A 22442-nucleotide genomic window follows, 5' to 3' on the forward strand; every position below is an offset into this window, starting at 1 on the left:
AAGGACGTCCCCGCGGGGCCGTGGGTCGAGTTCGAAACCACAGAGGTCGTCGAGCGGTACCACCCGAACGCATTTCATCAGCGGCCACCCGTCATCCTGGGTCGCTTCCAGTTGTCGCCCGTCGCGCTCCCGGTGCCGATGGCCCGCCGTGGCGCAGGCGTGCGCCGCACCGCCCGCCGGATGCTACGCGGTATGACGCGGCCCGCTCGCCCGCCGGGCGAAGCGTCTGAACGACAGCCACGTCAGCCGCCCCACCCCCAACAGCAATCTCAGCACGGCCCTTGACACGGAGGCGTAACCCACCAGAACCTTTGGCAACGTTGTCATGCCGTTCGGGGCAGGGGGCGCGGGGGGCATGTCCGGTCGCGCTGCCGGCGGTTCTTTTTTTCGATGGGACTTCAAGTTCATGACAGATCAGTCGGGTACGCCGCGTCATCCTTCGCGGCGGTCCATCGTCACCACGGGATCCGCTCTGCTGGCCTGGCTGGGCCCTGGAGCCGCGTTCACCACCACGCCCGCCGCGGCAGCTCCCGTCGCCGCACCGGGCGCACCGGCTTCACCGGCCGAACTCGCCCTTCACCGGCCCGTTTCCGTCTCCTCGACGGCCTACGCCCCCACGCCCGGCTCCTTCGTGGTGGACCGGCTCAGCGCCCGTGGCGTCCGAGGCAGCGGCTGGCGCGCCGAGGACGGCGACCCGCAGTGGATCGCCGTCGACCTCCAGGCCGTGTGCGAGGTCGACCGTATTCGCCTCATCTTCGAGGCGGACGCCTCCGACCCGGTGTTCACTCCGCCCACCAGCGGAAACCCGCACAGCGGCACCACGGGCAAGGAGATCCAGTCCGCCTACGCGCTGCACTTCGTACTGGAGACCTCGCTGGACCGTGAGTCGTGGACGAGCGTGTATCGCACCACCGCCGGCACCGGAGGCGAGGTCGACGTCCAGCTTCCCCGCCGGGTGTCGGCGCGCTGGATCCGCATGACCTCGCTCAAGCGCTCCAGTCCCCTGCCGCTGGGGCTCAACGGCTTCGAGGTGTACGGCACCGCCAAGGGAAGGCGCCCCTCGGCGTCGGGCTGGACCGAGTGGGGCACCCAGCACGGGAAGGCACCCCGGCTGACCGTGTCCGACGACGGCACGGTACCGGTGGAGTCGGGCTGGCGGCTCACCCTTGACGACTGGGCCGGCCAGGACGGCGCCGGGCTGTCCGAGCCGTCCGTCGACACGAGCCGGTGGCTGCCCGCCACGGTGCCGGGCACGGTCCTGGGCTCACTGGTGGAGCAGGGCAAGCTGCCCGATCCCGTGACAGGGCTCAACAACCTGCACATCCCCGAAGCCCTGTCGCGTCATTCCTGGTGGTACAAGCGGGACTTCGAGCTGCCGAGGGGGCTGCGTACCGGATCCGGCCGACGGATCTGGCTGGAGTTCGACGGCGTCAACCACCAGGCGGACGTGTGGCTCAACGGCAGCCGTGTCGGGGACCTGACGTACCCCTTCGCCCGTGCCTCGTACGACGTGACCGGACTGATCTCCGAAGACGGCGCCAACGCGCTCGCGGTGAAGATCTCGCCGATGCCCGTGCCCGGCAGCCCGGGCGACAAGGGCCCGCTGGGTGAGGCCTGGGTGGACGCGGGCGCCCCCCAGATGAACCTCAACTCCCCCACCTATCTGGCGTCTTCCGGCTGGGACTGGATGCCGGCCGTCCGGGACCGCGCGGCGGGCATCTGGAACCATGTCCGGCTGAGGTCCACGGGGCACGTCGTGATCGGCGACCCCCGTGTCGACACCCTGCTGCCCGATCTGCCGGACGTGTCGGTCGCCGAGCTGACGGTGGTCGTCCCCGTGCGCAACGCCGACTCCACCGACCACAGGGCGACGGTCACCGCGGTCTTCGGCGGCGTCCGGGTGTCGCGGGTCGTCACCGTGCCCGCCGGCCGGAGCCTCGACGTCGTCTTCGCCCCCGACGCCTTCCGGCAACTGCGGCTGCACAAGCCCAGGCTGTGGTGGCCCAACGGCCTGGGCGAGCCCGACCTGCACGATCTGACGCTCACCGTGGCGGTCGACGGCGAGGAGAGCGACCGGCGCACCACCCGCTTCGGCATCCGCCAGTTCGGCTACGAGTACCACGTGCCGCTGCCGTTCTCCGCGTCCGAGAACTCCTCCACGCAGTCCCTGACCTTCGAGCGGCAGCGGGCGCGGCACGTCCGCATCAAGTGCCTGACCCGGGCCACCTCCTGGGGCAGCTCCCTGTGGGGTCTGTCGGTGTTCGACGCCACCCTGCCCACCACCGACCTCGCCCTGCACGCTCCGGCCGACGCCTCCAGCGCCGACGAGGACGGTCACGGCCCGGCCAACGTCACCGACGGCGACCCCGGCACCCGGTGGTCCTCGGCCTACGAGGACGACCAGTGGATCAGCGTCGACCTGGGCTCCATTCAGTCCTTCGACCGGGTCGACCTCGCGTGGGAGCGCGCCTACGCCAAGTCGTTCGTGGTGCAGGTGTCCGCGGACGGCTCCGAGTGGACCGACGTGATGTCGGTCGACAACGGCGCGGTGCCGCTGCCGTTCAACAACGGCAACGCCAGCCTGCAGGTCGAGGACTTCGACCGGCACAGCGCCCGCTACGTCCGCATCAGTTGCGGACTGCGCAACACCAGCTGGGGCAACTCGCTGTGGTCCCTGGCGGTCGTCGACCGCACCGACCCCGGCACCGACCTCGCCCTGCACAAGACGGCGACGGCTTCGACGCAGGAGACCGACCACCCGGCCGCGCACGCCACGGACGGCGACACGGGCACCCGGTGGTCGTCGCAGTACGAGGACAACCAGTGGATCCAGGTGGACCTGGGCGCCGTGCACCATGTCGACCGGGTGGCGATCGTCTGGGAGCCGGCCTACCCGAAGACGTACGTGATCCAGGTGTCCGAAGACGGCGACACGTGGACGGACGTCAAGTCGGTCTCGAACACCCCCGACCCGCTGAAGATCAGCGTCAACGGCGTGCGCGTGCTGGCCCGCGGCGGCAACTGGGGCTGGGACGAGCTGCTGCGCAGAATGCCGCCGGAGCGCATGGACGCGGCGGTGCGGATGCACCGCGACATGAACTTCACCATGATCCGCAACTGGGTCGGCACCAGCAACCGGGAGGACTTCTTCGCGGCCTGCGACCGGCACGGCATCCTGGTGTGGAACGACTTCCCCAACGCCTGGGCCATGGATCCGCCGGACCGTGAGGCGTTCAACTCCCTCGCCCGCGACACCGTACTGCGCTACCGGATCCATCCGTGCGTGGCCGTCTGGTGCGGAGCGAACGAGGGCAACCCCCCGGCCGAGATCGACAAGGGGATGCGCGAAGCCGTCGAGGATCAGGTCCCCGGTCTGCTCTACCAGAACAACTCGGCCGGCGGGATCGTCACCGGCGGCGGACCCTACGGCTGGGTGGAGCCGGAGAAGTACTTCGACCCGATGACGTACGGCAGCAAGGACTTCGGTTTCCACACCGAGATCGGGATGCCGGTCGTCTCCACAGCGGCCAGCATGCGCAACATGGTGGGCGACGAGCCGGAGTGGCCCATTCGCGGAGCGTGGTACTACCACGACTGGAGCGAACGCGGGAACCAGGCGCCGCGGACCTACCAGGCCGCCGTGGAGAGCCGCCTGGGCGAGGTCGAGAACCTCGACGACTTCGCCCGCAAGGCCCAGTTCGTCAACTACGAGAACACGCGAGCCATGTTCGAGGCATGGAACGCGAACCTCTGGGACAACGCGACCGGCCTGATGCTGTGGATGTCCCACCCGGCCTGGCACAGCACCGTCTGGCAGACGTACGACTACGACTTCGACGTCAACGGCACCTACTACGGCGCCCGTTCGGCCTGCGAGCCGCTTCACGTCCAGGCCGATCCGCTGGACTGGCGGGTCATCGCGGTCAATCACACGGCGGCGGATCTGAAGGACGCCACCGTCACCGCGCGCCTGTACGACCTGTCCGGCCGGGAGCTCGGCAGGAGCCGCACGGCTCGGGTGGACGTGGCACGCGCCACCACGACCCGGGCCTTCCACGCCGGCTGGACCGACGACCTGCCCGACCTGCACCTGATGCGGCTGACCCTGCGGGACGCGAGCGGCAGGGAGGTGTCCCGCAACACCTACTGGCGCTACCGCGAACCGGCGGCGATGCGTGCCCTGAACGAGGCGCGGCAGGTGAAACTGTCCGGAGCGATCACGCGGGTTTCCCGCTCGGAGAGCCGGCATGAGCTGACGGCGACCGTACGCAACCAGGGTCCGGCCGTGGCAGCCATGGTGCGGCTGTCCCTGCTGGACGACGAGGCGGACGGGCGCCGGGTGCTGCCGACGCTGTACAGCGACAACTATCTGTGGCTGCTGCCCGGCGAGTCGAGGACCGTCCAGCTGTCCTGGCCGTCCCGGGCACTCGACTCGCGGCATCCGGCGCTGCGGGTGGAGGCCTACAACAGCCGGGCCGTCACGCTGCACGCGTGACACCCCGCCCCGGTTCCGGCTGGTGTTGCCGGAACCGGGGCTCTCCGGTTGCCGGTCGCGGCCCGCGAACGCATGCTCTTGTTGAGAGCGGTGTCTTCTGCGCTGCCCGGAGTTGCCTGACAGGCCGGACACCTTCACGGCGGGAGACTGTCATGCCTGCGCCTACTCGTCCTGTGTCGAGGCCGGATGCCGCCCCGCTGGGTCTGGCCGGATTCGGGACCACCACGTTCATGCTGAGCTTCTTCTACGTCGGTGTCGACCCCTCACTGACTCCGGCGATATTTCCTGTCGCGCTCTTCTTCGGTGGCCTGATCCAGCTCATTGCGGGCCTTGTCGAGTTCAGACAGGGCAGCACGTTCGGCGCCACGGCATTCAGCTCCTACGGCGCCTTCTGGGTCGCCTTCGCGATATACGGGATGGCCGTCCTTCCCGACCTGCCCCCCGACCAAATTCACATAGCCAACGGGCTGTTCAACCTGCCGTGGGCTGTTCTCACGTTCTACTTGACGATTGCGACGCTCCGCATCACGGGCGTCCTGCTGGCGGCGTTCACAAGTGCGACGATTACCTTCACTCTGTTCACTGCCGCGAACTTCGCGCAGTCCGAGGAGCTCTTTCAGGTGGCCGGCAGTTTCGGCTTCATCACCGCCGCGATTGCTTGGTACGCGTCGTTCGCAGGTCTGATCAACGGCACGTGGGGTCGACACCTCATCCCCACCTTTCCCGACCCCGGTAAGCGACTGGCCCACCTGGGGCACCACAAGAGCCGGCCCGGCTCCGTCACCTCGTCCGCAGGCGAACGGGAATTGCGGACCGAGGACGCCTCACCACCACAAGCCTGACTCAGTGACCGACGAGCACCACTCCCGCACGGCAGCGGACGCTGATCTCAACACGCTCCCGCGTCGGGGTCGCGTACCGGCACGCCGGGACCGCTGCCGGGTTCAGGTGCGGTGATGGAGGGCGAGTGTCCAGGTGTCCACCGTGTGGAGGCTCGGCTCGTCCGCGTGCGGTACGGAGACGACCGCGGCGACCCGGTCGCCGTCCCACCGCAGCTTCCGGCTCGTCGGCCCACCCACGTCCGCCGTGGCCCCGGTGAGTTCGGCGAGGACCGTGCTGTCGAGCCCGCGGCCCACCGCGCGGACCGCCGCGCCGTCGAGGACCAGGATCGTACCGTCGCGCAGAACCAGTGGCTCGGGCGGCTGCGGATCGGTCAGGCGCGGGCCGCGTTCCACGACACCGCCGGACAGCAGCCGGACGACCCGACCGTCGGTCGGCAGCTGGCGGTCGGCCTCGACGACGCGCAGACCGGTGCCGACGACGTAGTGGCCGTAGGAGCGCCAGGCGTCGGTCTCGCTGCCGTCCCGGTCGTACTCCCAGGTGTCGAAGACGTCATAGCCCTCCAGTCCGAGCACGAAGCGGCCGTCTCCCCGTGCCGCGGCAGTCCGCCCGCGCAACTCGGCGACGAGCCGCCCGTCCGCGAGGTCGAGGAGCAGCGCCGGGCCGAGGTGGCCCCCAGGCGTGTACTCCAGGGAGTCCGTGGTGACGAGCACGCGGTCGCCGGACAGATGGGCGGCATTGGGCCGTCCGCCGCACCGGTGCGTCCAGCGGGTGCGCCCGGTGGAGTCGACGCGGCTGACCGACCCGACGCCACCGACGATCCGTAGGTCGTCCCGGCGCGCCAGCGGGTCCTTCGGGCACCAGGTCGATGTGAAGGGCGACTGCCCCACCGTGCGCCGGTGGTCCACCACGTCGGCGCTCCATGCGGCGGCGGTCCCGCCCCCGGTTCCCCCGCTCGTCTCGCGCCTTGGCATGCGCGCGATCGTAATGTCGCACGACCCGGCCGCACGAGCCACCCAACCCTGTGGGTTTCGCCTGCCGCTCGTCCCGGACCCCGAGGGAAAGGGCCGAGGTCGCTCAGCGCTGGTCACCTGAACTGCCGCCCGGCCTCAGTCCGCGCTCGCCCAGGCATCCGGGCGAGGGGCCACCACCGCGGACACGACCGCGCGGGACGAGGCCACGACATCCGTCACGAATCGCAGGCGTCCGACGCCGAGTCGTCGCAGCGCCGGACCGTGGTCGGCGGCGACGACGAGGGAAACCGCGAGCAGCAGGAATCGCCACAGGGCCATCACCGGGCGGCGCGTGGGACGGGGCAGTTCCGCCAGGGAGGCGTGCAGCCGCTCACAGTGGAAGGGGACGTGGCGTTGCTCGTCGGCGAGGATCCGGCCCGCCACATCCGAGGTGAGTGAGTCGTCGGTACCGTCGCGCAGGGCACGGTAGTAACGCAGTGCCACCACTTCCGCGATCATCAGCACCAGCAGTTCCATGCGCAGGCCCATGAGGCGCCGCAGCTTGACGAAGACCGTGTCGCTCCAGTGACCGGTCAACGTCGGTACACCACCCGCGGCCAGCAGCCCGGCGAGCAGACGGGCGTGGTTCTGCTCCTCGGCGACGAAGAGCCGGACCGCCTGGGCGTAGTCGCGGTCGCCGGCCTCGTCCGCCTTGGTGACGAGGTTGTCGCCGTCACCGTCCTCGCCGACCTGGAAGCGCTGAACGCTGGCCCACACCGCCGGATGCAGCGTCGTACCCTGCCCCCACTCCGGGTCACCCTGCGCCCGTCTGTGCTCGCGCTCGTCCTCGAACCGCCGTGTCCACTTGGCGAAGTCTGCGGTATGCACCCGGTCTCCCCTCTCCGGGGCACAGCAGGCACCGTGCCCCGGAGAGGGACGACGCCGGCGGACGCCGAACCGTTCCCACTGCGGCTCGGATGCAGGGCATGCGGTGGCTTGTGTCAGGCCCGGTGACCTCACCGTCGCCGGACGGCTACGTTATGAGACGCGACAACCGAAGTCGGACGGCGAAGCAGGCATGGGGGAAGAGATGAAACGGCACTACCGGCTTGGCGTGGCGGTGAGCGCCGGAGCGGCGGCGCTGCTGCTCACCGGATGCGGCACCCCGACCGACTACAGCGAGATCGTCACGTTCACCGACGAGCACGGCCGGGTCTGCACCGGGGCAGTTGTCGTCGACCAGGAACAGAACCAAGGCGACGACTACGAGATCGCCGGCCTGGACTGCGACTACCCGCCACAGGGTCACACACCAGGACCCACCCGCTACTCACCCCTGCCGGAGCGGGACACGAAGTGACGCCGAGGCGTACGGCCAACCGTGTCGGGCCGGGGTGAACCAGCGCTCGATGCACTCGACCGAAGGTGCACGCCGGTGCATGAGCCGTCGTGCACCTGAGCGCCGTTCGTCGCACGGCCCTCGCGGACAGTCTCTTCTCGGCGCTTCGAGAACAGAGAGAGGTGCGCTTGTGGCCAGTGAGTTCCAACGCATCAAAGTCCAGGCGATGTTCGACGCCTTCGACGCGGACGGCAACGGCTATCTGGAGGAGAGCGACTTCCGGGCGCTCGCCGCCCGCTGGCGTGGGTTGCCCGCGGTGCGGCGGGCGGGCGGAGAGCTGGCCGCGCGGGTCGAGAGTGTGATGATGGGATGGTGGGAGAGCCTGGCGGCCACCTCGGACACTCCGGATGACGCCAAGATCGACATGGACGAGTTGATGACCGTCGTGGACCGGTTGCCGTCGATGCGGGAGGCCGTCATGGCCACCGCCGACACGATCTTCGACGCCGTGGACGAGAACGGCGACGGACACATCTCCCAGAAGGAGCACCGGAAGCTGATCGACACCTGGCACGGCCGGAGCATCGACACCGCAGACGTCTTCGACCACCTCGACGCCGACGGTGACGGCTACCTCGAGCGGGCTCAGTTCGCCGTACTGTGGACGCAGTTCTGGACCAGCACCGACCCCGCCGATCCCGGCAACCTGATGTGCGGTCCGCTGCGGGGCTGACCCGTCAGCGGGGGCGGGACGAAGGCGGAGAAGATGACGGCCCAGGCCCACCACGTCGGCCAGGGTCACGGGACGCCCTGCGCCGAGTTGGTTTTCATCGGCGCGGCAGCCGCCCAGGCGTCCACGAGTTGGACACGATCGCCGCCGTGGGCGAAGGTGACCGCCTCGGGAACGGTCCTCGTCACCGACTTGCTGCCCGAAAGCCATGCCCGGGCCGACCATCAACTTGATGACCCGCCCCGCCTCAGCGGCACCGCAGAATGAGAAGAGCCGCATCATCACTGTGCCCCACCGTGTGGGCGGACGTGATGAGTCTGTCGGCTGTCTCCTCCACGCCCAGGCGGCTTCGGAGAGCTTGAGCCGCCAGGACTCCCACGTGGGCCAGGCCGTCGTCGATGGGGCGGGTCGGCCCTTCCACCAGGCCGTCGGTGAGCGGCACGAGAAGGCCGTTCCGTGGCAGCGTGAACTCGACGGTGGGGTACTCCGCGTCCGGTACGACACCGAGGACGGTACCCCCGTCTATCTCCCGCACACCATGGGAGCCGTCGGTGCGTGCCCACACGAAGGGAATGTGACCTGCGCGCGCCGCGTCGATACGGCCCTTCTGAGGGCTGTATCGCAGGAAGCCGCAACTGACGAAGGCGGGCACACCCCCATCTGCACCAGGAGACCGTTGGTGCGGGCCAGCACGGTGCCCGGGTCCGCCTCCAGCGACGCGAACGCGCGGATCGAGGTGCGGACCTGCCCCCTGACGGCGGCGGCGTCGACGTCGTGTCCCTGCACGTCACCGATGACCAGCGCCACCGAGCCGTCGCCCAGCGGAAAGGAGTCGTACCAGTCGCCGCCGACATCCAGGCCGCGCTGTGCGGGGACATATCGTGCGGCGGTCTCCACGCCGGCTATCGAGGGTGTGGGGGGCGGAAGCATGCTGTTCTGCAGAGCACGAGCCAGATCCAGTCGCGACTGCTGAAGCCGGATACGTTCGAGTGCCTGCCCGGCGAGGGAGGCGAGCGTGCGCATCAGGACGCGCACGTCGGGCGGTGGCATGTGATCCGCGTCGAACAGGACGCCCCAGCCGCCCGTGGGCCGTCCGCCCGATCCCAAAGGCATGAGGGCGCCTGATCGGGCGGCGAACTGCTGGAGGAAGCCCCGTCCCGCCGGCCAGGGGCGTGCAGGTCAGCGGGCAAGGGGGTGATGCTGGGCCGGGCGGTTCCCAGGAAGGCGAAGGGATCGGTTTCGGTCAGGGACGCCGGGGCGGTCCGCCAGAAGTGAAGGCTTCGGCTTGACCTTGACACTGTGACAAGGCCTTCACTGGGGCCCGGGAGGTGGTCCCGATGACCATGCCGCAAGAGGACACGTACACGACGCGAGCTCTCCACGGGCTGGAGAACCACAGCTCGTCGGTGCGGCTGCGGGCGGCACTGGCGGTCGGTACGAGACCGGACTCCCGGTCCATCGACAAGCTCGTCGAACGATGCGCGCTAGAGCCTGAGTTCCACGTGCGCGAAATGCTCACGTGGGCACTGACCCGCCACTCGTCCGCACTGACGGTCCCGAAGCTCGTCCAGGAACTCCGCTCGCAGCGCGCGCAGGCACGAAGTCAGGCCTTGCACACGTTGTCCAAGGTCGGGGATCGGCAGGCGTGGCCGGCGATCACACGGGCGCTTCTGACCGACGCCGACGACGAGGTCGCGCGAAGCGCCTGGCGCGCGGCGGTCGCGCTCGTGCCCGAAGGTGAGGAGGCCGGGTTGGCCCGCGTGCTGGTGACACAACTCGGGCGCGGCGGGCGTGAGACGCAGTTGAGTCTCAGCCGGGCACTGATCGGGCTCGGCGAGGTGGTCGTGCCGACCCTGCGCGCCGCGATGACGGATGCGGTGCCCCACGTGCGTCAGCATGCGATCGCGACGGAACGGCTGTTGCGCGACCCTGATGCCGGGTTCGAATTCGCGATCGAGGAGGCGAAGCGCATCGTGGTCCTGGGCACGAGCAACCAGGAGGGGTGACAGGGAGTGCTGATCGGTGAGATGGCACGACGGTCCGGGGTCAGCGCGCGCATGCTCAGGCACTACGAGTCGCTCGGCCTGCTGCGGCCGACGGGGCGCACCGAGGCCGGCTACCGGGAGTACGCCGGCGAGGACATCCGGCGGATCTTCCACATCGAGAGCCTGAGGTCCTTGGGACTGTCTCTGCGTGAGGTGGCGCGGGCGCTGGACGATCCCGGTTTCGAGCCCTCGGCGCTCGTCGACGACCTGATCCGCCGGACGCGGGAACGCATCGCGAGCGAGACGGAGTTGCTCACACGACTCAGCCGGATCGGTGCCGCGGGCCCCGCCGGCTGGGAGGACGTCCTCAAGACCGTCGCACTCCTGCAGGGCCTCGGGTCGGAGAGCGCGGGGAAGCGTCAGCGCGCGGCGCTGTCCTCGGTCGAAGGGGTTCCGGTGCAGGTGGAAGCCCTGGCCGAGGCGGCGCTGAGCGAATCGGACCCGAACGTGGCGGGAGCCCTTCGATGGGCTCTGGCGCAGTCGGGCGACGGCGGGCTGGCACTGCTGGCGGAAGGCCTGACCTCACCGGTGGCCGAGGTGCGCAAGCGTGCCGTCCAGGCCATCGCCGAGATGCCGAACCGCGAGGCGACGACCGCAGTGCTGCACGACGCCCTCACGCACTCCGACGTCGTGGTCCGCAGGAGTGCGGCACCGGCGCTCGGGGCACGTGGGGTGGCCGACGCGGTCCCGACGCTCATCGACATGATCGTCGAGGAGGTGAACGACGTCGATGCGGCGGATGCGCTGGGCGTGCTGGCGAGTGATCCCGAGTTGGCGGACGAGATCGCCACGATGCTCGTCGACTGCCTCGGCCTCGGCACCGTCGATGCGCCCGCGCGTGGTCGGCTGACGCAGGCGCTCGCGGACATCCCGGGCGGCACGGCGACTCGTGCCCTCGCAGATCTGTCGCACGACGAAGACCGTGCCGTGGCGCTGACCGCGACGTACATTCTCACGCTGCGCCAGGCCCGCTAGCGGATTTCCTTTCGGGTGAACGGTGACTGTTCAGAGGCGGCTGTATTTCTCTATGTCCTGCGTGAACTCCTCGATCAGCCGTGGCGTCAGCGTGGACCGGGTGTCCGCGATGGCGGTCATGTAGTCGTCCGTGGTGGCCGGCAGGCCCTGGCGGTCCGTGACCTCACGCTCGAAGGCCGCCTGCGCACCTTTGCGGGCCGCGAACTCGATGTCGGCCGGGGTGAACAACTCACTGGCCGCGACCAGTCGGGCGACGTCGATCGACTCGGTGGCAGCCCTGAGGTAGCGCACCCAGATAGCTGAGCGGGCGGTAGGGTCCGGCGGCCCGATGGGGATGACGTAGTCGAACCGGCCCGGTCGCAGGAAGGCCGCGTCGAGGGAGCGGACCGAGTTGGTGGCGCAGACCAGCAGCCGCGAGTCCTGCTCGCGGAAGACGGGGATGAGCTTGAGCAGCTCGTTGGTCACCCCGTGCCCGGGATCGACCGCCTTGCCCGAACGCGCACCGGCGATCTCCTCCACCTCGTCGATGAAAAGCAGCACCGAGTCGAGTTCGGCCAGTTCCGCGAAAGCCTCGCGCAGCGCCGTGGCCAACCCCTCGCTCGTGTCGGCCGCCAGCCGCGACGGAAAGAGTTCCACGAACGGCCAGTCGAGCCGGGACGCCACCGCCTTGGCGAAACTCGTCTTCCCGGTGCCGGGCGGACCGAACAGGATGGTCGCCTTGGGCGGGACGACACCGTAGCGGTCGGCCAGGGACGGCTCCTGCAACGGCAGCACGACACGGCGTTCGATCACCTGTTTCTCCCGGTTCATGCCGGCCATGGCGTCCCAGAGGCCGTCGGGCAGTACGCGCCCGCCCAGAGCCGCCAGGACGTCCGCGTTGGCGGATCCGGGCGGTTCGACCTTCTCGTAGAAGGTCAGGTCGTCGCGGAACCGGTAGCCGGAGTTCTCCAGGGCCTTGGTCCCGGCGGCACCCGCGGGCAGCAGCGCGCTGACGTGCCGTACGCCCAGGGCACGCAGGCGCCGCTCCAGCTCGGTCAGGAGAGCGCTGCCGATCCCGCGCTCACGCCACCGGGCGGCGAGGGCGATCAGGAGAACCCAGCCTCGCTTGCCGTGCGCCTGCGCCATGGCCATACCGACCAGTTCGTCACCGACGACGGCGACCACAGCGGGCTGCCCCGCCTTCGCGGCGGCGATCACCTCCGAGACCGGGAACACCGGGTCACGGCTGTCCTGACCTGCCTGGCGGCTCTGGTCCCAGACCTGGATCGCCTGGTCCAGATCCTCGTCGTGATAGTCGCGCAGATGCCAAGCGGGCATCACCACCACCTCTCCGGGCGCCGAAACCCTCATTCTTTCCTGCCGGAGCCCAACGCGCTCGGCGGCCGCGCCTGCGGAGCTGCCGGCGCAAAGACCGGAGATCGTGGTGTCACCGCCCGACTACCGGTTGTCGCCCAGGTCCGCGGCGCCTCGCGGCGCTGCCCGAGGCGGCCCGGACGTCGCTTTGCAGGCGCAAGACGGCAGAACTAGCTTAGGAAAGTGCCCCAATTCGACGCCGTATCCGGTGCCGGTTCGGCGTACGGCAGCACCGGCGCGGCGCTGGCGGTCGTCGGTCGCAGCGGTGTGGTGACCCGGTGGACGGACGCCGCGGAGCACCTCCTCGGCCATCGGGCCGAGGAGATCCTGGGTCGACCGGCCGAGCGGCTGGCGGCCTCCCCCGGTGAGGCCGCGAGCTGGTTCGGCCGGGAGTGGTCGGGACGTACGCTCCTGCGCCGTCGTGACGGGCGGACCATGCGGGTGAGTCTGCGGGTGTCCGCGCTTCCAGGACCGGACGGGACGGTGGACTGGCTGGTCTCGGTGCTCGGAGCGGCGGAATCGACGCCCGCGGTCTCGGTCGCGGAGAACAGCCCCTTCCCCACCGCGGTCTGGGACTCCGAACTGCGCATGGTGTGGCTGAACGCGGCCCTGGCACGCACGTACGGGCCCTCCTGGCCACGACGGCTGGGCCTGCCGTTGGAGGAGTCGCCGCTGTACGCGGACACCGACCAGGTCACGGCGCTGTTCCGGCAGGTCCTGGAGACCGGTGTACCGGTGATCGACCGCGAACTCGACCAGCGGGACCGTCGCTGGCGCCACACCTACGCGCTGTCGGTGTACCCGGTGGAGAACGCACGGGACGGCGAGCCCGGGGTGTGCTCCACGAACGTCGACGTCACCACCTCACGGCGGGCCCGGGACCGGGTCACGCTGCTGAGCCGGGCGGGCACCCACATCGGCACCACCCTGGACATCATGCAGACCGCCCAGGACCTGGCCGACGTCCTGGTGCCCGCGATGGCGGACTACGTGACGGTCGACCTCGCGGACGCGGCCGAATTCGGCGGCGAGCCCCTCGCCCGGCTCGGCACGACCGGCTCCGGCGCGGTCCCGGCCTTTCACCGCGCGGGCATGGCGTCGATCCGCGAGGGCGTCCCGGAATCGCTCTGGGCGCGTGGCGATCCGGTCTACGTCCCCCCGCGCTCGCCCTTCCTGGAGGTCCTGTCCACCGGACGCTCCTATCTGGAGCCCTTCCTGGACACCTCGCCAGGATCGTGGCTGGACCACGACCCGGGGCGGCTCGACAAGATCATCTCGCTCGGTATGCACAGCTTGCTGGTCATACCCATGCACGCCCGCGGCGAGATTCTGGGCGTCGCCGTGCTGGTCCGCACGGAAACCCTCGTGCCGTTCGACGAGAACGACCGCATGGTCGCCGAGGAAGTGGTCAGTCGCGCGGCTCTGAGCCTGGACAACGCACGCCGCTACACCCGCGAGCACACGGCCGCCCTGGCGCTGCAACGGGACCTGCTGCCACGCAATCCGAACGGCGGGAACGCCTTGGACGTGGTGTGGCGCTATCTGCCGTCCGACCGGCGCGGTGGCGTCGGCGGCGACTGGTTCGACGTGATCGAGCTGTCCGGCGCCCGGATCGCCCTGGTGGTCGGCGATGTCGTCGGCCACGGCATCAGTGCCGCGGCGGGGATGGGACGGATCCGCGCAGCGATGCTCACACTCGCCGCTCTGGACCTGTCCCCCGCGGAGGTGCTGGCCCACCTGGACGACCTGCTGGCCCGCCTGGCGGCCGAGGACTTCGAATCGAAGGCGATGCCCACCACCATCAGCGGGGCCACCTGCCTCTACATCATCTACGACCCCGTCACCCGGCGGTGCTGCTCCGCGCGGGCGGGCCACCCACCGCCCGCGCTCGTCGACCCCTCCGGCGACGTCACGCTTCTCGACATCCCCGCCGGGACGCCACTGGGTGTGGGCGGGCAGACGTACGAGGACGTGACACTGGAGCTGAGCGAAGGCAGCACGCTCGTCCTGTACACCGACGGTCTCGTGGAAACCCGTGACCGTGACATCGACTTCGGACTGGACCGTCTGCGCCACGCCCTGACCCAGCGGCCGGGAGCCCCGCTCCAGGACCTGCGCTCGGCGGTCGTGGGCACGATTCCCCCCGGCGAGCAGGCCGACGATGTCGTGGTGCTCCTGGCCCGTACCCGATCCCTCGGTCCGGACCAGGTCGTGGAATGGCAACTGGACGCCGACCCGTCCGCCGTCGCAGACGTCCGCGCCACGGCCGTGCGGGCACTGGTGGAGTGGGGTCTGGAACGGCTGGTGCCCGTCGCCGAGCAGATCATCGGCGAGCTGCTGGCCAACGCCGTGCTCCATGCGGTGGGGCCGTTGCGACTGCGACTGATCCGCGATCAGTCGCTGGTGTGCGAGGTCTTCGACAGCAGTCTCAACGTGGTGCGGACGGTCAGCGCCGGACCGGACGACGAGGGCGGACGCGGCCTGGCGATCATCGCCGCGCTGTCGTCACGCCACGGCTCCCGTGGGACACCGACGGGCAAGTGCGTCTGGGCGGAACTCCCCTTGCCGCCGGGTACGACGTCGGCCGGCGACGGCACGTGACGGGCGTCGTACCGGGGAACGCTCGACGGCGGTGTTCCGTACCCTTGCGGCATGCGCATGCGCCCCACCTTGAGCTGGACCCCTCCCGGCGACCTGCCGCCGGGTACGACGGACCTGGAGCCGGTCGCCGACGCGCTGAGCGCCGGCGGGGTGCTGGTGCTCAGCGGGGCAGGGATCTCCACGGAGTCCGGGATCCCCGACTACCGGGGCGAGGGCGGGAGCCTGAGCCGGCACACCCCCATGACGTACCAGGACTTCACCGCCGGCGCCCAGGCCCGGCGCCGGTACTGGGCGCGCAGCCACCTCGGCTGGCGCACCTTCGGCCGCGCCCGCCCCAACGCCGGGCACCGGGCCGTGGCCGCGTTCGGGCGGCACGGTCTGCTGTCGGGTGTGATCACCCAGAACGTCGACCGGCTGCACCACGCCGCGGGCAGCGAGGATGTCGTGGAGCTCCACGGGAGCCTGGCCCGGGTCGTCTGCCTCACCTGCGGCGCCTTCAGCTCGCGCCACGAGCTCGCCCGGCGGCTGGAGGAGGCCAACGTGGGCTTCGCGCCGGTGGCCGCCGGAATCAACCCGGACGGTGACGCCGACCTCGACGACGACCAGGTCGGGGACTTCCACGTGGTGCCCTGCACGATCTGCGGCGGCATCCTCAAACCGGACGTGGTGTTCTTCGGGGAGAATGTTCCGCCGCAGCGTGTCGAGCGCTGCCGTGAGCTGGTCGCGGAGGCGACCTCGCTGCTGGTCCTGGGCTCCTCGCTGACGGTCATGTCCGGGCTCCGCTTCGTCCGCCAGGCGGCGGAGGCCGGGAAGCCGGTGCTGATCATCAACCGGGACCCGACCCGAGGCGACCGGCACGCCCTCGCTCGGGCCGCGCTCCCCCTGGGAACGGCCCTCACCACTCTGGCCGCCCGTCTGGACATCCCCGTCGTGGGTCAGGAGACGGTCTGACCCACGACGCGGTGACGGTGGTCGACAGTCGCCGGATCCGCACCGCACCGGCCCCTCGGACGCGGTGGTGAGCGCACCAGTACGGCTCGGCCGATGAGTCGGCGGTAATCCGGGCGCGGCGGGGTAATGGGACGTCGATCAGCCCCGTCGAGGAGGAGCCCAGGATGACCGACGACGCCTATTTGTTCCTGCTTGACGACGCGTCCGCGCCGCTCGGTGTGGCCCCGGCCGCCGTCGGTGATCTCCCGTCCCTGGAGACGCCCGCGGTACGCGCGTGGCTGGCCGCTCAGGGAAGCACGGTGACCTCCCCGCACCTGCGTCTGCTGCCGCCGGAGGAGAGGGCGGCCGTGCCCAAGGGAGCGGAACGGCTGCCCCTCCGGCTGAGCGACGAGGAATTGAACCTGGTCCGCCACCGGATGGCACCGGAGTCGCCCGCCCGGGTCGAGGAGGAGCTGCTCACCTACCGCGACTACGCGGACGGCCGGGACGGCCTGATCGGACGCGCGCTGGCCGCCGGCGTGCCACCGCACCGCATCGTCGAACTGACCGGGGTGGACCCCGCGACCGTGACCGCCGCGGCGGGCCGCTGACGTGACGGCGGCCTCAGCTGCCGTCCACCTTCGACAGAAGCGCGGCCCCGTCGGGCGGCGGAACCCTCGTCGGTGTCGGATGCTGAAGCCGCCAGAGGCTGTCTCCGGCTGTGACCATGTGGTGGGACGAAGGGCAAGCCCCATATCGTCCGCCCTATGCCTCAGCTACAGCTGCTCCGTCCGGATCACGCCCCCGGACTCCTCGCCTTCGAACGAGAGAATCGGGCCTATTTCGCTGCGTCCATCCCTGACCGAGGTGAGGAGTACTTCGCCCGGTTCGACAAGCGGCACCTCGACCTGCTGGCCGAGCAGGAGGCCGGGGTCTGCTACTTCCACGTGCTGACAGGCGCCGCGGGCGAGGTGCTGGGGCGGGTCAACCTGGTGGACGTGTCGGACGGCAGCCACGAACTCGGGTATCGCATCGCAGAGCGGGCCGCGGGTCGGGGGATCGCCACGGCGGCTGTGCGGGAGGTATGCGGCCTTGCTGCCGGCAGGTATGGATTGACCACCCTGCGGGCCGCCACCACGCTCGACAACGCGGCGTCCCGAGCCGTGCTGGCCCGTGCGGGGTTCACCGTCACCGGCGAGACGCAGCTCTCTGGTCGCCCGGGCCTGACATACCTTCGCGACCTCGAAGACTTCTGCGCTCCGCGTGCCGATCTCTGACGCCGCCCCCGCTCGGCGCCGGCGTAGCCGCGGACGCCATCTGATCAAGGACCCGGACACCCGCCGACATCCGCTCGCGTCCGCCTCCCCCCGGTGCCGCCCCACCTCACACGCGACCCCGGCATCCGCGCTCGCGCGCCTCACGCACCCGGTCCGGGATCCGGCCGGACCGCTGACTCGATGCCGGCGCGGGCCGCCTCCAGTTGGGCGGCGAACGCGATGCCGAGGAAGAGCGCGACCGCGGTGAGGTTGGCCCACAGCAGCAGGGCGATGAAGGCGGTGAGCGGCCCGTACACGGCGCCGAAGGCACCGCTCTCCTCGACGTAGAGCGCGAGCAGCCAGGTGGCGCACACCCACAGCAGGAGGTGCACGGCCGAGCCGAAGGCGAGCCAGGTGTAGCCGGGCTGGACGCGGCGGGGCGACCAACGGAAGATCACGGCGGAGGCCACCCAGGCCAGCGCGAGCCCCACAGGGATGTCGAGCACGCCCCACCACTGCGGCCCGCCGTCCTCCCAGCCGGCGGAGTCCGCCACCGCGTCACCCACGGCCTCGCCCGCCACGAGTACGACGAACCCCAGCACGAGCGGCAGACCGGCGGCGAGTGCCAGCACGATCCCCCGCCCGTACTTGCGCGGGAAGGGACGGTCACGCTCGATGCCGTAGATGCGGTTGGCGCCGCGCTCGATCTGGCCCATGGCCGAGGCGAGGTTCAGCAGCGCGAAGCCCAGGCCGAGCCACAGGGCGAGCGTGCTCCAGACGTCGCCGTGCGCGGTGCGCCGCGTCCCTTCGAAGGCGTCCTCGACGATCGCCGCGCTGGCGCCCGGCACGATCCGGCCGAGCGTGAGCTCGATGATCCGGCCCAGGCCCTCCGTGTGCACCGAGGTGGCCAGCCCGACCAGCGCCACGGTGCACGGGACCAGCCCGAGCACCACCTGGAAGGCGAGGGCCCGGGCGTTGGTGAAGCCGTCCGCGTAACGGAACCGTGCGAAGGAGTCGGTCAACAGCCGCAGTCCCCCGTAGTGGCGCAGGGCGGCGAACGCCTCGTCTCCGGAGAGTTCGTCCCCGATCATGTCCCGGGTCTGCGGGACGTGGACGGCGGTACCCATGGACGCTCCTTGTCGTACGGCTGCTCCCTGTCCTGTTGCCCCGAGAACCTACTTGTCCGACCTCGTACATCCCGCCCAGCTGATTGACAGGTTCATGTGTCTTGCCTAGGTTCCTCTGCGGTCGCGGCGTCGCTCAGACCCGCACCCCCAGGAGGATGAACATGGTCGCACCGTTCGTCACTCACCGCGCCCTCGACGGCGCGACCTATCGCATGGAGGGCGAACTCGACCTCCAGGCGCCGTGCACCTCCGCCGTCGAGATGGTGGCCGGTGGACGGCTGGTCGAGTTCACCGCAGGGCCCGCCACTCTGGGATCCGACGTCGCCGACTCCCTCGGCATCGGCGCACCTGAGTCCGAAATCACTTTCCAGAAGGGCACGTTGCACATCCACCAGTCGGTCGAGCGCGAAGCGCGCTCAGGGCTCGTGGAGCGCCCGTCGCTCATCGTGTGGCGTGGGGAGCGGCATTCGCTCGTGACCCGGCTCTACGGCCTCGGCACGGCCGAAGTGCTCGGACTGCTCAGGTCGGTACGCATCGCCGAGAGCGAGCACGGACTGACCCTCCAGCCCGATCCGTCGGCAGGAAGTGCCTTCGCGCGGCCCGCGACAGTGATCAAGGAAGTGCCCGGCCTCGGGTTGCTGGAGCTGTCCCGGCGGACGAAGGAGCACACCGCACAGCTTCCCCCCTGGAAGGGGGTGGCGGTCGCCTCCGGTGAGCTGTTCCGCGACACACTCTCCGACGGCAGCCCGTTCTTCGTGCTCGCCTCCGCCGAACTCTGGGCCACACTCGTGCCGTTGGCGTCGACCTCCGTCGAGCGGGTGCCCGAGCTCGTCGGGCGTCTCGCGCTGCGGCGCACCGGGTGATCCGGCGATGATCGGATTCTGCGGCGGGCTGACCGCCTTGATCGTGACGCTGACCCTACTCACGGGTGCGGGCTCCCACGCCGGCCGCCCTGCCGCCCTGGGCGAGGCGCTGCGGGTGCACGGGGTGCTGGGGCCGCGACTTCGGCGCTTCGCGGCCGTCGTCCTGCCGTTCGCCGAAGGCGCCTTGGGGGCGGCCGGTGCTGCCGCGCTGGTGGCGGGCCATGTGCGGGGGCTGCAAGCCGTACTCGCCGTGGCGACCGGTCTCTTCGTGCTCTACGCCGGTTACACGCGGCACGTTCTCGGCCTCGGCCGCGGGGGTCCCTGCGGTTGTTCGCGCCGGGACGTTCCCCTGAGCCGCTGGGTGACCCGGCGGGCCGCGGCCCTCGCCGCCCTCGCACTGGCCGGTGCGGTGCTCGCCGGGGCAGGACCGGTACGGCTGTCAGCGGCTGAGCTGCTCACGCTCCTGCTCGCCGCTCTCGCCGGCACCGTACTGCTGTGGTCCCTGCCGGCCGCCATGCACGAGCCCGCCGAGACCTCCGCCGACCGACCGGCCACGGCCACCGTCCACCGACGGGCCACCGCCACCGTTCACCTGCCGACCGCGGCCGCCGCGCATCGGCCGGCCCCGACCACCGTTCACGCGCCGACCGAGGCGAGCGTGCACCGAACCGCCGAAGGAGTGTCGACGCGATGGACTTCACCACCAGCGCGGTGATCGTCTCGTGGGCGGCGATCGCGCTGCTCGCGCTGGTCGTCTCGGGACTGGTCAGACAGGTGCACCAGCTGTCGCGCGCACAGCCGCACCTTCCCGGGCGTGTGGGGCTCGCATCCGGCGCATCGGCGCCGGGGCTGACCACCCCCGGTCTCGACGGCCTGCTGCCGACGGACCGCGCCTCGCTGCTGTTGTTCCTGGACGCCGACTGCGGCACCTGCGGCCAGGTGCTCGCCGAGGCCCGCGCCTGGACCGTCCGCCAGGGCGACGCCGCCCCACAGGTGCTCGGGCTCTACGCGGGCCCCGCACCGCAGGACGCCGAAAGCGCCGTACCGGTCCTGAGCGAGCGCCCGGAGCTGTTCACGGCGTACGACATCCCCGCCACCCCCTATGCGGTGGCCGTGGACGCGGCGGGCCGCATCACGCGTTCGGAGCCGCTCGGTTCGGCCACCGCGCTGCTGCGGCTGCTCGACGACCTCCACCCCGCGACGCCGAGGAGCCTGCCATGACGTCACTGGACGACGTACCCACGCTGCGCCGGTCCGGGAGCGGCGGCCTCACCCGATCCTGGCGCGCGGACGTGCCGTCCTTCGCACCGCGCAGACGCACGGTCCTGCAGGCGGCGACCGCCGTGGGCTTCGCCGCGCTGGGGGTGTTCTCCGCCGCCCGGCAGGCCTATGCCGACGGCTACGACATCTGGACGGGCGCGTGCCCGAGCTACGCCGCGGACCACAACTGCTCCCCGGGCTGCGGGCCCAGCACCGTCTACGCCGACGCCTGCGTGACGTCGGGGACGAACACCGGCTTCCACCGGTCGGACGGCGTGACCTGGACACTGCGGCCCAACCAGTGCTACGCCGGGACCTACGACGGCTGGCTGTGGGCGTACAGCGCGGCCTGCGGCAACTGCGGCTGCGGTATCGAGCGGCGCTGCCACGACGGGTACCGCAACACCGGCTCCGGCTGGGTGAAGTCCATCTGCCGCTGGACCACCGACTGCGGCTGCCCCGGCTCCGTCAACTGGCCCACCACGGGCCGCGGGGCCACCGGGCCCGACGTCCACACCGTCCAGCACCTGCTCACCTTCCAGGGCCACCCGACCGGTGTGGACGGCCTGTTCGGGCCGGACACCGAAGCGCGCGTCGAGGAGTTCCAGAGGGCGAACGGGCTGAGCCCCACGGGCAGCGTCGGCCCGGCCACCTGGCCCCTCCTGGTCTCCACCGTGCGCCAGGGAGACGTCAACGACGCCGTCCGCGGCGCCCAGCGGCAGCTCAACAAGCACGGCCACGCGCTGAACGTCGACGGCAACTTCGGCACGCTCACGCGGCAGGCGGTCGTCGCGTTCCAGTCCCTGCATGGCCTGACCGCCGACGGTGTGGTCGGCCAGAACACCTGGCGCACACTGACCGGGACGGTCTAGATGAGGGGGTCCGGGGCTCGCGCCACCCGCCCGTACGGCATCCGGGCCGTACGGGTGTGGCTCACCGAGCCCGCCGTGCCGGTCGCCGTCCTGGGGGCCGCGGCCGTCGCCGCAGTCCTCCAAGCGCCGGTGCTGACCTGGGCGATCACCGGCGGGTTGGCCGGCTACTCGCTCTCCGGCTCCGTTTGAACGCGTAACAGCGCGTTCGCGCTGGCCTCGCCAGGTTGGCGAGCGACGTACCGCCAGGCAGTGGTCCTCGGCGTGTTCACCCTCGGCCTGCTCGTCGGCGGAACGCTGACGGCCGCTGTGCTGTGGCTCCTGTCCGGGCTGTTCACGCCGCTTCCGGCCGGCTGGCGGCAAGGGCTGATCGTGGCCGCCGCCCTGCTTGCCGCACTGCGCGACGCAGGCAAGCTGCCGCTACGGCTGCCGCAGAACGCCCGGCAGGTACCGCAGGACGTACTGCGCCGCCATCTGGCGCGCGGGGCCCTGCAGTTCGGCTTCGAGCTCGGTACGGGCGTGCGTACCTACGTCTCGGCGAGCGCGCCGTACGCGATCGCGGTCGCGGTGCTGCTGTCGGGGGGCTCCTACGCACCCGCCCTGGCCGCCGGACTCGGCTTCGGCGCGGGCCGGGCTCTCACCCCGGCTCTGCGCAGGGTCTCCGGCGACGGGGAGCACTGGGACGACCGGCTCGCACGACGGCTGAGCGGTGTGACCGTCCTGAGCTCCGCGCTGATCGCCACTGCCGCTCTCGTGGTGCAACGCTAGCTTCGCCCGACGGACACCTGCCTCTTACCGGATGACAC

Annotated in this window: 21 protein-coding genes and 1 pseudogene; 17 read left to right on the forward strand and 5 right to left on the reverse strand. The window is 70.8% G+C overall.

Translation table 11 applies throughout. The features are described 5' to 3' along the window. Positions 1-406: 406 nt before the first annotated feature. The gene (locus ACFV6X_RS22580) at positions 407-4495 is read left to right on the forward strand and encodes a discoidin domain-containing protein (protein WP_385386107.1); all 4089 of its coding nucleotides are present in this window, start codon (positions 407-409) and stop codon (positions 4493-4495) included. A gap of 152 nt (positions 4496-4647) precedes the next feature. Then, entirely contained in the window at positions 4648-5337 is a 690-nt protein-coding gene (locus ACFV6X_RS22585; protein WP_385386109.1) for an acetate uptake transporter, read from the forward strand. 102 nt (positions 5338-5439) lie between these two features. Here ACFV6X_RS22585 and ACFV6X_RS22590 read toward each other — a convergent pair whose 3' ends face one another. Both ACFV6X_RS22590 and ACFV6X_RS22595 read right to left on the reverse strand, forming a co-directional pair. Continuing rightward, positions 5440-6309 (reverse strand): hypothetical protein, encoded by an 870-nt coding sequence (locus ACFV6X_RS22590; protein WP_385386111.1) that lies wholly within the window; start codon positions 6307-6309, stop codon positions 5440-5442. Positions 6310-6444: 135 nt separating this feature from the next. Further along, positions 6445-7176 (reverse strand): ferritin-like domain-containing protein, encoded by a 732-nt coding sequence (locus ACFV6X_RS22595; RefSeq protein WP_385386112.1) that lies wholly within the window; start codon positions 7174-7176, stop codon positions 6445-6447. Positions 7177-7366: 190 nt separating this feature from the next. Here ACFV6X_RS22595 and ACFV6X_RS22600 point away from each other — a divergent pair, with 190 nt between their 5' ends. The 3 genes from ACFV6X_RS22600 (at position 7367) to ACFV6X_RS22610 (ending at position 8624) form a co-directional block, all read left to right on the forward strand. Further along, positions 7367-7648, forward strand: coding sequence for a hypothetical protein (locus tag ACFV6X_RS22600; protein ID WP_385386114.1), 282 nt, complete (start codon positions 7367-7369; stop codon positions 7646-7648). Positions 7649-7817: 169 nt separating this feature from the next. Continuing rightward, entirely contained in the window at positions 7818-8360 is a 543-nt protein-coding gene (locus ACFV6X_RS22605) for an EF-hand domain-containing protein (protein ID WP_385386116.1), read from the forward strand. A 33-nt stretch (positions 8361-8393) separates the two neighbouring features. Continuing rightward, complete coding sequence (locus ACFV6X_RS22610) at positions 8394-8624, forward strand: hypothetical protein (RefSeq protein ID WP_385386230.1); 231 nt, start codon at positions 8394-8396, stop codon at positions 8622-8624. Here the strand turns inward: ACFV6X_RS22610 and ACFV6X_RS22615 are convergent. Next, a pseudogene (locus tag ACFV6X_RS22615) lies at positions 8605-9470 on the reverse strand (PP2C family protein-serine/threonine phosphatase). The gene ACFV6X_RS22610 and the pseudogene ACFV6X_RS22615 overlap by 20 nt on opposite strands. 224 nt (positions 9471-9694) lie before the next feature. On the opposite strand from ACFV6X_RS22615, the gene ACFV6X_RS22620 reads away from it, so the two are divergent. Beyond that, positions 9695-10363, forward strand: coding sequence for a HEAT repeat domain-containing protein (locus ACFV6X_RS22620; RefSeq protein WP_385386117.1), 669 nt, complete (start codon positions 9695-9697; stop codon positions 10361-10363). A 6-nt stretch (positions 10364-10369) separates the two neighbouring features. After that, positions 10370-11377: a MerR family transcriptional regulator gene (locus tag ACFV6X_RS22625; protein ID WP_385386119.1), complete on the forward strand. Its 1008-nt coding sequence runs from the start codon at positions 10370-10372 to the stop codon at positions 11375-11377. 30 nt (positions 11378-11407) lie between these two features. Here the strand turns inward: ACFV6X_RS22625 and ACFV6X_RS22630 are convergent, their stop codons facing one another. After that, the gene (locus ACFV6X_RS22630) at positions 11408-12796 is read right to left on the reverse strand and encodes an ATP-binding protein (RefSeq protein WP_385386218.1); all 1389 of its coding nucleotides are present in this window, start codon (positions 12794-12796) and stop codon (positions 11408-11410) included. 117 nt (positions 12797-12913) lie between these two features. Between ACFV6X_RS22630 and ACFV6X_RS22635 the strand changes: the two genes are divergently transcribed. The 4 genes from ACFV6X_RS22635 to ACFV6X_RS22650 all read left to right on the forward strand — a co-directional run bounded on the left by ACFV6X_RS22635 (position 12914) and on the right by ACFV6X_RS22650 (position 17538). Beyond that, positions 12914-15331 (forward strand): SpoIIE family protein phosphatase, encoded by a 2418-nt coding sequence (locus tag ACFV6X_RS22635; protein WP_385386121.1) that lies wholly within the window; start codon positions 12914-12916, stop codon positions 15329-15331. A 51-nt stretch (positions 15332-15382) separates the two neighbouring features. Beyond that, positions 15383-16282: an NAD-dependent protein deacetylase gene (locus ACFV6X_RS22640; protein ID WP_385386123.1), complete on the forward strand. Its 900-nt coding sequence runs from the start codon at positions 15383-15385 to the stop codon at positions 16280-16282. A gap of 164 nt (positions 16283-16446) precedes the next feature. Continuing rightward, complete coding sequence (locus ACFV6X_RS22645; protein WP_385386125.1) at positions 16447-16872, forward strand: DUF6003 family protein; 426 nt, start codon at positions 16447-16449, stop codon at positions 16870-16872. 156 nt (positions 16873-17028) lie between these two features. Then, entirely contained in the window at positions 17029-17538 is a 510-nt protein-coding gene (locus ACFV6X_RS22650) for a GNAT family N-acetyltransferase (RefSeq protein WP_385386127.1), read from the forward strand. A 140-nt stretch (positions 17539-17678) separates the two neighbouring features. Here ACFV6X_RS22650 and ACFV6X_RS22655 read toward each other — a convergent pair whose 3' ends face one another. Continuing rightward, positions 17679-18644, reverse strand: a complete 966-nt coding sequence (locus tag ACFV6X_RS22655) for a YihY/virulence factor BrkB family protein (protein WP_385386129.1) — start codon at positions 18642-18644, stop codon at positions 17679-17681. Between the two features lie 161 nt (positions 18645-18805). Between ACFV6X_RS22655 and ACFV6X_RS22660 the strand changes: the two genes are divergently transcribed. The 6 genes from ACFV6X_RS22660 to ACFV6X_RS22685 are packed head-to-tail and all read left to right on the forward strand — an operon-like array spanning position 18806 to position 22404. Beyond that, positions 18806-19507, forward strand: a complete 702-nt coding sequence (locus ACFV6X_RS22660; RefSeq protein ID WP_385386131.1) for a hypothetical protein — start codon at positions 18806-18808, stop codon at positions 19505-19507. 7 nt (positions 19508-19514) lie between these two features. Continuing rightward, on the forward strand, positions 19515-20222 hold the full coding sequence (locus tag ACFV6X_RS22665) for a MauE/DoxX family redox-associated membrane protein (protein WP_385386132.1): 708 nt from the start codon (positions 19515-19517) through the stop codon (positions 20220-20222). Next, complete coding sequence (locus ACFV6X_RS22670; protein ID WP_385386134.1) at positions 20198-20728, forward strand: hypothetical protein; 531 nt, start codon at positions 20198-20200, stop codon at positions 20726-20728. The genes ACFV6X_RS22665 and ACFV6X_RS22670 overlap by 25 nt, the downstream gene beginning before the upstream one ends. Next, a complete protein-coding gene (locus tag ACFV6X_RS22675; RefSeq protein WP_385386136.1) occupies positions 20725-21639 on the forward strand; it encodes a peptidoglycan-binding protein in 915 nt (304 codons plus the stop codon). The genes ACFV6X_RS22670 and ACFV6X_RS22675 overlap by 4 nt, the downstream gene beginning before the upstream one ends. Next, the gene (locus tag ACFV6X_RS22680; RefSeq protein ID WP_385386138.1) at positions 21640-21828 is read left to right on the forward strand and encodes a hypothetical protein; all 189 of its coding nucleotides are present in this window, start codon (positions 21640-21642) and stop codon (positions 21826-21828) included. A 60-nt stretch (positions 21829-21888) separates the two neighbouring features. After that, positions 21889-22404, forward strand: a complete 516-nt coding sequence (locus tag ACFV6X_RS22685; RefSeq protein WP_385386139.1) for a hypothetical protein — start codon at positions 21889-21891, stop codon at positions 22402-22404. Positions 22405-22442: the final 38 nt, after the last annotated feature.

The sequence above is a fragment of the Streptomyces sp. NPDC059861 genome, assembly GCF_042731435.1.
Taxonomy (GTDB): Bacteria; Actinomycetota; Actinomycetes; order Streptomycetales; family Streptomycetaceae; genus Streptomyces.

What these genes read in the sequence shown, in the direction of transcription:
- ACFV6X_RS22580 (WP_385386107.1), top strand. Translation starts at nt 407, where the DNA reads ATGACAGATCAGTCGGGTACGCCGCGTCATCCTTCGCGGCGGTCCATC.
- ACFV6X_RS22585 (WP_385386109.1), top strand. Translation starts at nt 4,648, where the DNA reads ATGCCTGCGCCTACTCGTCCTGTGTCGAGGCCGGATGCCGCCCCGCTG.
- ACFV6X_RS22590 (WP_385386111.1), bottom strand. Translation starts at nt 6,309, where the DNA reads ATGCCAAGGCGCGAGACGAGCGGGGGAACCGGGGGCGGGACCGCCGCC.
- ACFV6X_RS22600 (WP_385386114.1), top strand. Translation starts at nt 7,367, where the DNA reads ATGGGGGAAGAGATGAAACGGCACTACCGGCTTGGCGTGGCGGTGAGC.
- ACFV6X_RS22610 (WP_385386230.1), top strand. Translation starts at nt 8,394, where the DNA reads ATGACGGCCCAGGCCCACCACGTCGGCCAGGGTCACGGGACGCCCTGC.
- ACFV6X_RS22620 (WP_385386117.1), top strand. Translation starts at nt 9,695, where the DNA reads ATGACCATGCCGCAAGAGGACACGTACACGACGCGAGCTCTCCACGGG.
- ACFV6X_RS22640 (WP_385386123.1), top strand. Translation starts at nt 15,383, where the DNA reads ATGCGCATGCGCCCCACCTTGAGCTGGACCCCTCCCGGCGACCTGCCG.
- ACFV6X_RS22645 (WP_385386125.1), top strand. Translation starts at nt 16,447, where the DNA reads ATGACCGACGACGCCTATTTGTTCCTGCTTGACGACGCGTCCGCGCCG.
- ACFV6X_RS22650 (WP_385386127.1), top strand. Translation starts at nt 17,029, where the DNA reads ATGCCTCAGCTACAGCTGCTCCGTCCGGATCACGCCCCCGGACTCCTC.
- ACFV6X_RS22655 (WP_385386129.1), bottom strand. Translation starts at nt 18,644, where the DNA reads ATGGGTACCGCCGTCCACGTCCCGCAGACCCGGGACATGATCGGGGAC.
- ACFV6X_RS22660 (WP_385386131.1), top strand. Translation starts at nt 18,806, where the DNA reads ATGGTCGCACCGTTCGTCACTCACCGCGCCCTCGACGGCGCGACCTAT.
- ACFV6X_RS22665 (WP_385386132.1), top strand. Translation starts at nt 19,515, where the DNA reads ATGATCGGATTCTGCGGCGGGCTGACCGCCTTGATCGTGACGCTGACC.
- ACFV6X_RS22670 (WP_385386134.1), top strand. Translation starts at nt 20,198, where the DNA reads ATGGACTTCACCACCAGCGCGGTGATCGTCTCGTGGGCGGCGATCGCG.
- ACFV6X_RS22675 (WP_385386136.1), top strand. Translation starts at nt 20,725, where the DNA reads ATGACGTCACTGGACGACGTACCCACGCTGCGCCGGTCCGGGAGCGGC.
- ACFV6X_RS22680 (WP_385386138.1), top strand. Translation starts at nt 21,640, where the DNA reads ATGAGGGGGTCCGGGGCTCGCGCCACCCGCCCGTACGGCATCCGGGCC.